Raw genomic sequence first — 11204 nt, 5'->3', positions numbered from 1 at the left:
AGATCATGCCGCAAATCCTGTTGACGGGCGCCGCCGGCAGGCTCGGCACCCACTTCCGGTCGAGATTTGCCGAAGCGGGGAGGGCGGTGCTGGCGACCGACATCACGGCGCCGGCCGACGGTGGGCCGGTGGTGCTCGCCGACCTCGCCGACCGCGCGGCGATCGACGACCTGATGCGGCAGGACATCTCCGCCGTGGTGCACCTGGGCGGCATGGCGAACGAAAAGCCGTGGCAGGCGATCCTCGATGCCAATATCGCCGGCACCTACAATATCTTCGAAAGTGCCCGCAAAGCCGGGGTGAAGCGGGTGATCTACGCCTCGTCCTACCATGTGCTGGGCATGCACGAGGTCGCCGCTGCGCCGCTCGACCGGCATGCCGAAGTGCGCCCGGATACGCTCTATGCGGTGAGCAAGCTGTTCGGCGAGAACCTCAGCCGGCTCTACCACGACAAGTTCGGCATCGGCTGCCTCAACATCAGGATCTGCGCCGCCAACAACCCGGGCTCGCAGCGCGACATCAAGATCTGGTGCGACCGCGACGACCTGTGGCGCCTGGTGCTCGCCGGGCTCGATGCACCCGAGCTCGGCTACCGTACGGTGTTCGGCATCTCCGATAATGCGGGGGCTTGGTACGTCAACGCGCCGGACCAGACACTGGGGTGGAAGCCGGAGCATGGGTCGGGGGAACTGCCAGTGCCGGCGGGCGGCTGGCCGGCGCCGGACCCTGAGGTGGCGGTGCTGCAGGGCGGCGGTTTTGCGGTGCGGGGGCATTTTGAGGATTAGCACGGCCGGTGTGCTTGGCGCCAAGCGCGCCGTCGTCGCCTAACCCCTAACCGGCCCGCCCGCTTCCTTCACCATTTCCACCAGCCGCTTGAACACATTGCCGCTCTGGCGGATGCCGTCGTGTTCGTATTCGTTGGTGACCCAGTGCTGCAGGTTCCCGACCGCCGCGGCGGTTTCGAGCGATAGGCCTGCATCGACATAGAGATCGTCGTAATAGACCACCGCACTCACCGGCACCTGGTTGGCGGTGAGGCGCTTCAGGTCGTAGAGCTCGGAGTAGCTCTGGCGCGCCGCCAGGGTTTCGACGCCGGCCTTGAACGGGCGGAGCGAGCGGATTTCCTCGAACATCCACGGGAACATCATCTCGCCGGTGAACAGCAGCGGGCGGGCGGCGGGGTCGAACTCGGGGTGATCGGCGCGGACCCGCTCGGCAGCCCAGTTGGTGGCGCCGGCGCCGTGGCCGTAAATGCTCTCCTGCAGCGCGGCAAACAGCGGGCCGCTGTCATAGCTGGTGAGGCTCATGACGCTGAACAGGAAATGGTCGGATAGCCGATCCGGGGTGGAGAAGGCTTCGTCGATCAGCCAGTGGACGTTCTCGTGGCCGGGCGCCATGCCAAGATCGATGCCGATGGTCTGCAGCCGCTTGACGGTGAGCCGGTCGCCATCGGGCAGGCGGACGTCATTGCTGTCGATGAAATCGGCAATGGCGGCAACGCGGGCGACGTCATCGGGATAGCGCTTGTAGTAGAGCCGGCTCTTGCCTGCCGCGCGCGGATAGGTGCGGCGGTAGACCTCGTCGGCATTGGGCACGAGGCTCGCGAGGCCGCCGGCGACGTAGCAGGCGGCGAGCGCTTCGGGGTAGCGCGAGAGATAGGTGAGGGTGAGGAAGCCGCCATAGCTCTGGCCGAGCGATTCCCAGCGCTTCTTGGGAAACAGGGTTTTGCGGGCGTGCTCGAAATCGTCGACGATCGAGTCGGCGCGGAAATGGCTGAGGTAGTCGGCGGCGGCGTCCCCAGTGGCAAAGCCCGCCATGGCGGCGGCCTCGATGCGGGTGGAGCGGCCGGTGCCGCGCTGATCAGGCAGGATCACCCGATGCGTCTTCAGCGCCTCGGCCAGCCATGACGGGCTGCCCTTGGTCGGACGCGGCGACTTGCCGCCCGGGCCGCCCTGCAGGAACACCAATAGCGGCAGGTCGTCATGGCGTTTGGTGGGGTCGACCACCTCGCGCAGAAACAGCTCGATGGTTTGGCCCTCAGGTTTGCTCCAGTCGAGCGGCACCGGCAGCAGGTGGTCGCGGATCAGCATGCCGGGGATGGTGTATTCGGCGACGGGCATTCTTGTCTCCTTGGGAACTCGTGGCCGGACCAAACCACCGGCCGTCATCCCGGCGAAGGCCGGGACCCAGTGCTCGGACGGTTGGCAAACACCGCCCCATCCGGTCCGTCACAGCAAGGTCGAAGGGATCGCGCTTGGGGATGAGCCTGAGCACTGGGTCCCGACTTTCGTCGGGATGACGGCCGGTGGGTGGTTGCATGCATCGAGGAAGCGTTCCAGATCTGAAAATCCCTACCGCACGCGCGGATCGAGCAGCACATAGGCGATGTCGACGATGATGTTGGCGACGACGATGAACAGGCCGCCGAGCAGCACCACGCCGATGATGATTGGCCGGTCCTGGTTGGCGACGGCCTGCACCGCGAGGGCGCCGACGCCTTGCAGGCCATAGACCTGTTCGATGACGATGGCGCCGCCGAGCAGCAGTGCGATATCGGCGCCGAGCTGGGTGGCGAGCGGGGTGAGGGTGGCGCGCATGCCGTGCTTCCAGACGACCTTGCGCTCCGAGAGGCCCTTGGCGCGGGCGGTGCGGATGTAATCCTCGCCCATCACTTCGAGCATCTGGCCGCGGGTGAGCCGCGCATAGACCGCGGCGGTGGTGAGCGCCAGCGTGGTCCAGGGCAGGATCAGATGCCAGGCCCAGATCGCCGGGTTGGGCAGGAACGGCTTGAAGCCGCCGGCCGGGAACAGCATGAAGCCCGATTGCCGGGGCAGGAAATAGAACAGGTAAAGCGACATCATGCCGAGGACGAAAGTCGGGAAGCTGAGGCCGATGAGGATGAAGCCCTGGCCGAGCCGATCGCGCACCCCACCGGGATGACGCGCCGACATGATGCCGATGGGGATGCCGACGGCGAGCCAGACCAGGACGCCGCCGACCACCAGCGACAGGGTGGCGGGCAGCCGGTTGAAGATCAGTTTCGCGACGGGCTGCTGGTTGCGGTAGGAAAAGCCGAGATCGCCGGTCACGGCCTTGCCGAGAAAGCTCAGATATTGCTCGTGGATCGGCCTGTTAAGGCCGAGATTGGTGCGGATCTGGATCAGCTGCGTCTCGGTCGCCTTGTCGCCCGCCACCATGCGGGCCGGATCGCCCGGGGCGACGAAGAACAGGAAGAACACGAACATGCTGAGTGTCAAAAGGATCAGCGCGCCGAACAGCACCCGGCCGAAGAGATAGCGGATCATTTCGGTTTCCTCCGCACCGGCCGGCCGCGCGGATCGAGCGCATCGCGCAGCCCATCGCCGAGGATGTTGAAGGCGAGCGTGGTGAACAGCAGCGCGAGGCCTGGGATCAGTACCAGCCAGGACGCGACGAGGTAGAGCGAGTTGCCGGCGGCGTCGGCCAGCATGCCGCCCCAGCTCGGTGCCGGCGGCACGATGCCCATGCCGAGAAAGCTCAGCGTCGCCTCGAAGACGATGGAGCCCGGGATCATCATGGTGGTGTAGACGATGATCGGCACGCTGAGGTTGGGCAGGATGTCGATGAACATGATCGACAGCGGCCCGGCGCCGAGCGAGCGGCTGGCTTCGACGAATTCCTGCCGGCGCAGCGACATCACCTGGCCGCGGATGACGCGGCCCATGGTGGTCCAGCTGAAGAACACGATGACCCCGATCGAAAGCGACAGGCTGGGGCCGAACACCGAGACCAGCGCCAGGGCGCAGAGCAGGAACGGCACGCTCATCACCAGGTCCATGGCGCGGCTCAGCACGGTATCGACCCAGCCGCCGAAATAGCCGGCGACCATGCCGACGCTGATGCCGATCAACGCCGCGACGACCGCCGCGAGGACGCCGACGGTGAGCGAGACCTGCGCGCCATAGGCGAGGCGGACGAGGACATCGCGGCCCAGATGATCGGTGCCGAACAGGAACTCGGCATTGGGCGCCACCGGCAGGCCCATCTCGGAGAGGCCGGTATCGCGATATTGCTCGATGGCGGAGTGGCCGGTGAGCGCCGAAATCCATGGCGCCGAGAGGGCGAAGATCACAACCAGCACGATGAAGATCAGCGCGGCGATGATGGCTGGGTCGCGCCCGAGCCGGCGCAGCGTCAGCGCCAGCGAGCCGCGCTGTACGACGGGTATGGCAGCTCCGGCGCTCATGCGGCCTCCACGACATTGGAGGAGACCAGCGTGCGGCCGGCAGCGGGGTGGCGGGGCGGGGTGGTGACGGAGGCCGCGAGCAGCGTCTGGGTATAGGGGTGCTGCGGCACGCGGTAGAGCGTTTCGGCCTCGGCGAGTTCGACGATCTGGCCGGCCTGCATCACCGCGATGCGGTCGCAGACATGCCGGACCACGGCGAGATCGTGCGAGATGAACAGGTAAGTGAGGTCGAGGTCGCGCTGCAGCGAACGCATCAGGTTCAGCACCTGCGCCTGGATCGACACATCGAGCGCCGAGACCGGCTCGTCATAGATGATCAGCGAGGGGTTGAGAGCGAGGGCGCGGGCAATGCCGATGCGCTGGCGCTGGCCGCCGGAGAATTCCGAGGGAAAGCGGTTGTAGTGCTCGGGGTTGAGACCGACGAGCTCCATCAGCCGCTGCACTTCGCGCTTCCGCTCAGCGCCGCTGGCGAGGCCGTGGATGCGATAGGGATCGCCGATAATGGCGCCGACGCGGCGGCGGGGGTTGAGCGCGCCGAAGGGGTTCTGGAACACCAGTTGCACCTCGCGCCGCATCGCCTGCCAGGCGCGACCATCGAGGCTGCCGAGGTCGCGGCCGAGCAGCGAAACCTTGCCATGGGTCATGGGGATCAGCCCGGCCAGCACGCGGGCGAAGGTGGATTTGCCGCAGCCGCTTTCGCCGACGAGACCGAGGGTTTCGCCACGGTGCAGTTCGAGATCGATGCCCTTCAGCACCTCGAAACCGGCGCCGGGATTGAACAGGCTGCCGCCGCCATAGGTCAGGCGGACGCCCTCGGCTTTGACGACAATCTCGTCGGCGGCCGGGGCTTTGGCGACGGCCGCGACGCTGGCGGCGGCATCGGCGGGCGGGCCTTCGAGCCAGCAGAGCGACTGCAAGCCGTCGCTGAAGACGCGGAGCGGTGGCGCTTCGGTGGTGCAGCGGGGCAAGGCGCTGGCGCAGCGCGGCGCGAACACGCAACCCCTGGGGGTTTCGAGCAGGCTGGGCGGGCGGCCGGGGATCGGCACCAGCTCGGCGCCCGCCTCGTAATTGGCGGGCGAGGAGGCGAGCAGCCCCGATGTGTAGGGGTGGGCCGGGGCGGCGAAGAGCGGGGCGCTCGGCCCCAGCTCCATGCGGCGTCCGGCATACATCACCATCACGTGGTCGGCGATGCTGGAGAGGAGCCCGAGATCGTGGGTGATCATCACCACGGTGGTGCCGCGCTCGCGCCGCATCTCGTCGAGCAGCGCGACGATCTGCGCCTGCACCGTGACATCGAGGGCGGTGGTGGGTTCGTCCGCGATGACCAGCGGCGGGTTGAGGATCAGCGCCATGGCGATCATCACGCGCTGGCGCATGCCACCGGAGAACTGGTGCGGGAAACTGTCGAAACGGCGATCCGCTTCGCTGATGCCGACGCGGGCGAGGAGGTCGACGGCGCGGCGGCGCGCCACGGCTTTATCCACCTTCTCGTGGGCGTGGATCATCTCGGTGATCTGGCTGCCGACGGTGTAATAGGGGTGCAGGCTCGACATCGGATCCTGAAAGATCATGCCGATGCGCGAGCCGCGGATCGATTGCAATTCGGCGGGCTTCAGGCCCAGGAGATTGCGGCCCTCGAACAGCACTTCGCCGGTGACGGTGGCGTTGGGCAGGAGGCCGAGAATGGCCTGGGTCAATACGCTCTTGCCCGACCCGGACTCGCCGGCGATGCCGAACAGTTCGCCGGCTTCGAGCGCGAAGGAGACGTCGCGCACCGCGTGGATCACGCCGTCTTCAGTGGGAATATCGACGCTCAGATGCCGCGCTTCGAGAACTGCCACGCAACCACTCCAGACTGGGCACCGGCGCCTCGCAAGCGCTGGTGCGGTATTCGATTAGGCTGAACCGGCTGCACGGCTGACTCGGCCCTTGACCTGCCCACGGGTGTCATCCCTGCGAAAGCAGGGACCCATTTCCCCGCTCGCGCGGGCTGCGAGTTGGATCCCAGCTTTCGCTGGGATGACAGCCGGTGGTGGGGTGATCACGGTGGGTCCACTCGACCACGAGCCCCAGAAATACGCTTGTGATCGCCGAAATCGTACTTCCCCTCACCGCGAGGAGAGGGGAAGTACGGGCGTTCGAACCAGCCCCAGCCTATTGCTGCAGCCAGACGTTGGTCCAGTCGCCCTGGACGCCGATCGAGTAGGGCTGGAAGTTCTGCACCGCCGCACCGTGGTAGAGCACGATCAGGTTGGCGATCAGCGGCACCACCGGTGCATCGGCCATCACCAGCTCATCGACCTGGGCCCAGAGCGCGCCGACTTCTTCGGGCGTCGTGGCGTTGATCGCCTGCTGGCCAAGCTCGTTGGCCTTGTCGTTGTTGTAGTCGGTGTAGTTATAGGTCTGGTGCGTGCCGTCATAGCTGAACTGCGGCTGGAACACTGAGCGCGCCGAGCCGCCGGCCCAATCCGGAGTCCAGCCGACCGGCGCGATATCCCAGGTGCCTTCCTGGGTGTTCACCGGGTTGGTCATGAACTTCGAATAGTAGTCGGCCGGAGCCACCGGGGTCAGCTCGAGGGTGATGCCGGCCTTGGCCATCGAGGCCTGGATGGTCTGCGCCACCGCCGGCTCGTTGCCCTTGTTGCGGAACGGCATTTTCAAGGTGATGCCATTGGGGAAGCCGGCTTCGGCAAGCAGCGCCTTGGCCTTTTCCGGGTCACCCTTGGCCTCAGGCGAGGGGTAGAGGTCGAACTCGTGGTAGCCGAGCACGCCGAGGCCGAAAATGCCGTTGACGGGCTTGGCGATCGACGGCCCGCCCATCTGCTGGACGATGGCGGCCTTGTCGACGGCGTAGTTCAGCGCCTGGCGTACCTTCAGGTCCTTGAGCGCGCCGTTATTGTTGCCCGAAACGGTGTTGATGAAGATGAAGTTGGTGTTGCCCGACGACACCGTCATCAGCTTTTCGTCGCCCTGGGCGGTCAGCATCGAGAGGATGGCCGGCGGGATGGTGACATCATAAGTCATGTCGCCATCGCCCGATTGCAGCTGCTGCATGATGGCGTCGACGGTGAGCCCGAAGGTGATGTCGATCTGGTCGACATAGGCCTTGCGCAGCGGATCGCTGTCGGCGGTCCAGGCCGGGTTGCGCACCAGCTGCAGCGAGGAATCCGGCGTGTAGGCGCCGGGAGTGTAGGGGCCGCTGGCGATGAAGTTGCTGCGGTAATCCGGACCATCGGGCAGGTAGTCGAGCACTTCGATCGGCGCCGGGGCGGAGGTCGCGAGCGACAGCATGTAGATGAAATCGCCGGCGCGCTGCGTCAGCTTGATCACCACGGTCTCATCATCCGGCGTCTCGATGCCGGTGATGTCGTTGCCCTCGATATAGGCCTTCATCGCTTCGACGGTCGGCTCGACCTTGGAAAAGCCATCGCAGAACTCGGCCATGCCGGCGACGAGGCTCGAATAATAGGTCAGCGCCGCCGAGCCGAGCGCCGGGTTGCACATGCGCTTGAAGCCGCGCTCGAGGTCGGCCGAGGTGATCTGGCGGGCGCCCGAGGGGGCGTTCCACTGCGCGCCCTGACGGATCTTGAAGGTGTAGGTGAGCCCGTCATCGGTCGGCTGCGGGACTTCTGTCGCGAGATCGCCCTTGGGGGTGATGCGCACCGTCTCGTCGGTCGAGGCTTCGTAGGAGATCAGCTGGCGCGATACGGCGCGCAGGAAATTGTTGGTGGTGACCAGAGCCGCGGAAGTCGGGTCGAAATGGTCGAGATCCTCGGTGCCGAGGATGCGCAGGGTGCCGCCGGGCTGGGCGTCCTGCGCGAAGCTGGGCAGGGCCGACAGGGCCGTTGCGACGAGGCCGGCGAGCGCCAGCCGGGGCAGCAGTTTGAGGCGTTTCGGGGTGGTATGCGCCATGGGTTCCCTCCTGATGTGGGCGAGCGGCCGCAATGCGCAGCCTCTCCCGTGCTGGGGATAGTCGACAGCCTGTACGCAGCTTGTCAATAGCAATGTCGACAACTTGCCGACAGATACTTTTCATCCTATGAGAGCTACAAGGCCGGACGCTGTGATGCGTCCTGAACGACGAGTGCGGCCGTTGCCCGCGAGACAAGGACCAGACGATGCAGAAGAGCGATTTCCGCGGCGTATTCCCGGCGATCACCACCAAGATGACGGCTGAGCAGGAGGTCGACCTCAAGGCGGTTCGCGAAGACGTCGCCTATCAGATCGAATCCGGCGTCGACGGCGTCATCGTCTGCGGTTCGCTGGGTGAAGCCAGTAGCCTGACGCGCGAGGAAAAGCTCGCTATCGCCAAGGCGGCAATCGCGGAAGCCGCGGGCCGCAAGCCCATCCTCCTCACCATTGCCGAGGATTCGACCCGGGCCGGCGCGGCGCTCGCCGCGGAAGCCGAGGCGATCGGTATCGAGGGGCTGATGGTGCTGCCGGCGATGCGCTATCTCGCCGACGATCGCGAAGTGGTGGCGCATTACCGCGCCATCGCCGCCGCCTCCGGCCTGCCGATCATCATCTACAACAACCCGATCGCCTACGGCATCAACGTCACCGAGGCGATGCTGAAGGAAATGGCGGACGAGCCGAAATTCGTCGCCATCAAGGAATCGACTGGCGACACCCGCCGCATCAACGAGACGCTGCGGGCGCTGGGTGATCGCTATCAGCTGCTGACCGGGGTCGACGACCTGGCGCTCGAAAGCCTGATCCTCGGCTGTTCTGGCTGGATCGCCGGGCTGGTGGTGGCTTTCCCGCGCGAGACGGTGGCCATCTACAAGCTGGCGGCAGAGGGGCGGATCCCCGAGGCGATGGAGATCTATCGCTGGTTCCTGCCGCTGCTCAGCATGGATATCGGGCCGAAATTCGTCCAGAACATCAAGCTGGTCGAGGCCATTGTCCGCGGCACCTCGCCGGTGACCCGGGCGCCGCGGCTGCCGCTGGTCGGTGCTGAGGAAGCACGAGTGCGCGCCATCACCGAGGCCGGGCTGAAGAGCCGGCCGGATCTCTCCAAGTACGGCTTCTGAGATGAACCGGCTCGAAGCGCTCCGGACCCATCTCGGAGCTCTTGGTATCGACGGGGTGATCGTGCCGCGCTTCGATGCCCACCAGGGTGAATATTGCGCGCCGCATGATGAGCGGCTGCGCCATCTCACCGGCTTCACCGGCTCGGCGGGCATCGCGCTGGTCACTGCCGAGGCGGCGGTGATCTTCGTCGATGGCCGCTACCAGGTGCAGGTGCGCCAGGAAGTCGATCTCGAGGCGTTCGAGATCTCGCACTTTTATGATTTTCCGCTGGAGCGCTGGCTCGGCGAAAAGCTGCCGCGCAACCGCCGGATCGGTTTCAACCCGATGCTGATCCCGTCGGACCTGCATCAGCGGCTGGTGGCGGCGATGCAGCAGGCCGGCGGCGAACTGGTGCCGCTCGAGGCCGATCCGATCGACGCGATCTGGCCGGATCAGCCGGAGCCACCGACCGGGCGGATCAGCAGTTTTGCCAATGCCGGCGAAGCGGCTCAGTCGAAGCGCCGCCGGATCGGGGCGCGGCTGGCTGAGCTGGGGGCGGATTTCCTGGTTGAGACGCAGCCCGACAATATCGCCTGGCTGCTCAATGTGCGGGGCAGCGATGTCAAATACACGCCGCTGCCGCAGTCGTTCCTCTTGCTCGACAAGAGCGGGGATACCGAGTGGTTTGTCGATGAGCGAAAGCTCCCCAATGATCGCGAGGCCTATGAGCTCGAAGCGGTAACGACGCGTTCGCCGGCCGACCTGCTCGCCGGCATCGCGGGGCGCGCGGGCGGCAAGCGGGCGCTGGTCGATCCGCGTTTCGCCTCGGTGGCGGCGGCGCTGGCGGTGACCGGGGCAGGGGGCACGGTGCTGTCGGAAACGAGCCCGATCACCATTGCCAAGGCGATCAAGAACAGCACCGAACTCCAGGGCTTCCGCGCGTCGCATGTCAGCGATGGCGTGGCGCTCACTGAGTTCCTGAGCTGGCTCGCCGACAACGTCGCGCTCCGCGAGGCGGCCGGCAAGCCGATCACCGAACTCGAAGCCGAGGACAAGCTGCTGGAGTTCCGCTCGCGGGGCGAGGGTTTCGTCGAGCCGAGCTTCCGCTCGATCTCGGCTTCGGCGGCCAACGCGGCGATGTGCCACTACGCGTCGAGCGAAGCGACCAATGCCGCCCTGACGACCAGCGGCGTCTACCTGATCGATTCCGGCGGGCAGTACTTGACCGGCACCACCGACGTCACCCGCACCACGGCCTTCGCCCCGGTCTCCGACGAGGTGCGTCGCACCTATACCGCGGTGCTCAAGGGCTTTGTGGCGCTGATGACGGCGCAGTTCCCGGTGACGGCTAGGGGGCATCACCTCGATGCGCTGGCGCGGCGGCCGCTCTGGGATCTCGGGCTCGACTACGACCACGGCACCGGGCACGGGGTCGGGCACTTCCTCTCGGTGCACGAACACCCGCAGCGCTTCGGCAAGGTGGTGAACAATTATGAGTTCGCCCCCGGCGTGATCATGACCATCGAGCCCGGCTATTACCGCGAAGGCGAGTTCGGGCTCAGGGTCGAAAACCAGGTGGAGACGGTCGCCGCGGCACCGGGGTTCCTGCGGTTCGAGACGCTGACCCTGGCGCCGATAGACCTGTCACTGGCGGATCTCAGTGCGCTGACCCGCGAGGAGGTGACGTGGATCGACGGCTACCACGCGCGGGTGCGTGAGGCGCTGGCGGAGAAGCTGTCGCCGTCGGCACGGGCGTGGCTCGAGCGGATGACGGGGGCGATCTCGGTGGGTAATTGAAGCGCACCAGAATGGGGGTTGGGCACCATCCCCGACCTCCCACCGGCTGTCATCCCAGCGAAAGCTGGGACCCATCCATCAGCTGGCGCGGGCTGCGAGTTGGGTCCCAGCTTTCGCTGGGATGACACCGTGGTTGTGGCGCTGATCAGTGAACACCTAACTATTGAAA

8 protein-coding genes are annotated in these 11204 nt (G+C 66.2%); 3 read left to right on the top strand and 5 right to left on the bottom strand.

The window, feature by feature from the left end; genetic code table 11:
- Positions 1-5: 5 nt before the first annotated feature.
- On the top strand, positions 6-785 hold the full coding sequence (locus tag ASC68_RS20855) for an NAD(P)-dependent oxidoreductase (protein WP_055883549.1): 780 nt from the start codon (positions 6-8) through the stop codon (positions 783-785).
- Positions 786-824: 39 nt separating this feature from the next.
- Here the strand turns inward: ASC68_RS20855 and ASC68_RS20850 are convergent, their stop codons facing one another.
- From ASC68_RS20850 to ASC68_RS20830, 5 genes are all read right to left on the bottom strand, one after another.
- Positions 825-2120, bottom strand: coding sequence for an alpha/beta fold hydrolase (locus ASC68_RS20850; protein WP_055883546.1), 1296 nt, complete (start codon positions 2118-2120; stop codon positions 825-827).
- 231 nt (positions 2121-2351) lie between these two features.
- Positions 2352-3305, bottom strand: coding sequence for an ABC transporter permease (locus tag ASC68_RS20845; protein ID WP_055883543.1), 954 nt, complete (start codon positions 3303-3305; stop codon positions 2352-2354).
- Positions 3302-4225: an ABC transporter permease gene (locus tag ASC68_RS20840; protein ID WP_055883541.1), complete on the bottom strand. Its 924-nt coding sequence runs from the start codon at positions 4223-4225 to the stop codon at positions 3302-3304. Before ASC68_RS20840 ends, ASC68_RS20845 begins: the two co-directional genes overlap by 4 nt.
- The gene (locus ASC68_RS20835) at positions 4222-6066 is read right to left on the bottom strand and encodes an ABC transporter ATP-binding protein (protein WP_082528339.1); all 1845 of its coding nucleotides are present in this window, start codon (positions 6064-6066) and stop codon (positions 4222-4224) included. The genes ASC68_RS20840 and ASC68_RS20835 overlap by 4 nt, the downstream gene beginning before the upstream one ends.
- Positions 6067-6379: 313 nt before the next feature.
- A complete protein-coding gene (locus ASC68_RS20830) occupies positions 6380-8137 on the bottom strand; it encodes an ABC transporter substrate-binding protein (protein ID WP_082528338.1) in 1758 nt (585 codons plus the stop codon).
- Between the two features lie 206 nt (positions 8138-8343).
- On the opposite strand from ASC68_RS20830, the gene ASC68_RS20825 reads away from it, so the two are divergent.
- Together ASC68_RS20825 and ASC68_RS20820 are read left to right on the top strand one after the other, a co-directional pair.
- Positions 8344-9258 carry a dihydrodipicolinate synthase family protein gene (locus ASC68_RS20825; protein WP_055883538.1) on the top strand — a complete coding sequence of 305 codons (915 nt, stop codon included), beginning with the start codon at positions 8344-8346 and terminating at the stop codon, positions 9256-9258.
- 1 nt (position 9259) lies between these two features.
- The gene (locus ASC68_RS20820; RefSeq protein ID WP_055883535.1) at positions 9260-11035 is read left to right on the top strand and encodes a M24 family metallopeptidase; all 1776 of its coding nucleotides are present in this window, start codon (positions 9260-9262) and stop codon (positions 11033-11035) included.
- Positions 11036-11204 lie beyond the last annotated feature (169 nt).

The organism is Devosia sp. Root105 (assembly GCF_001424865.1).
Classification (GTDB): domain Bacteria; phylum Pseudomonadota; class Alphaproteobacteria; order Rhizobiales; family Devosiaceae; genus Devosia_A.
Note: the sequence above shows the minus strand (reverse complement) of the source record. Positions and strands in the feature narration are given on the sequence as shown.